We start from the raw sequence: 704 nt of genomic DNA, 5'->3' as shown, positions 1-704 counted from the left end.
AGACGATCAACAATCCTGTGGGCATGGAAACGAGATTAGACGATCTAGTGGAAAGCTTTCAAGTTTGGATGAGTGAGAGTTTTAAGAGTTCTCGAAATCAATGGCAAGACCCGAAAATTTGGGTGAATGAAGTTAATGGAGACCAAAGTCGGGAGACAACGGTGCGCTTTTATGTAGATAGCATCAAGCTAGAGCATTGCGAGCGTGGAAATCGGATCAAGAGTGAAGTGCGTCAGGATTTGGTTTGGCATCTAAGACAATCCTACTTGATGTAATCTTTCTGCTCTAGCTGTAACTTGAGGTTTAACCCTCAGTTACAGTCCACTATCATTTGTTTAATTTTGATGATTGAATTCTATTAGTAGTAAAAATTCAAATTCAAAGTTCCATCACAATTGGAGGGCAATTAGATGTCAAGTAGTGCTGTAGCATTTCTCAGCAATTTTGGGATACTGGGACTTACCATTGTTAGTTTGTATATCCTGTTCTTAGTGCTGCGGGTAGTTTTACGCCGACTACCAACTGATATACCACTGGTAGCCTTGAATATCTCACGGGGCCCGATACTTCTGCTAGTCTGCTTCGTCGGGATGAATTTGTTATTAGCACAATGGGGAAGTAGTCTGGAATTTAACGGCCAGCCAATAACGATTGAGTTCATCCAGAGAGGTCTGAACACCCTTAATTTCTTAATAGTAACTTAT

The 704-nt window shown here is 40.9% G+C and carries 2 pseudogenes; both read left to right on the top strand.

Annotated features, from left to right (window positions below):
• Positions 1–275, top strand: a pseudogene (locus tag OSCI_RS10045) (mechanosensitive ion channel family protein); the annotation flags it as partial.
• Between the two features lie 135 nt (positions 276–410).
• Positions 411–704: pseudogene (locus tag OSCI_RS10040) on the top strand (mechanosensitive ion channel family protein); the annotation flags it as partial.

The organism is Kamptonema sp. PCC 6506, assembly GCF_000180455.1.
GTDB classification, from domain to species: Bacteria; Cyanobacteriota; Cyanobacteriia; order Cyanobacteriales; family Microcoleaceae; genus Kamptonema; species Kamptonema formosum.
This window is presented reverse-complemented; position numbering and strand designations above follow the sequence as displayed.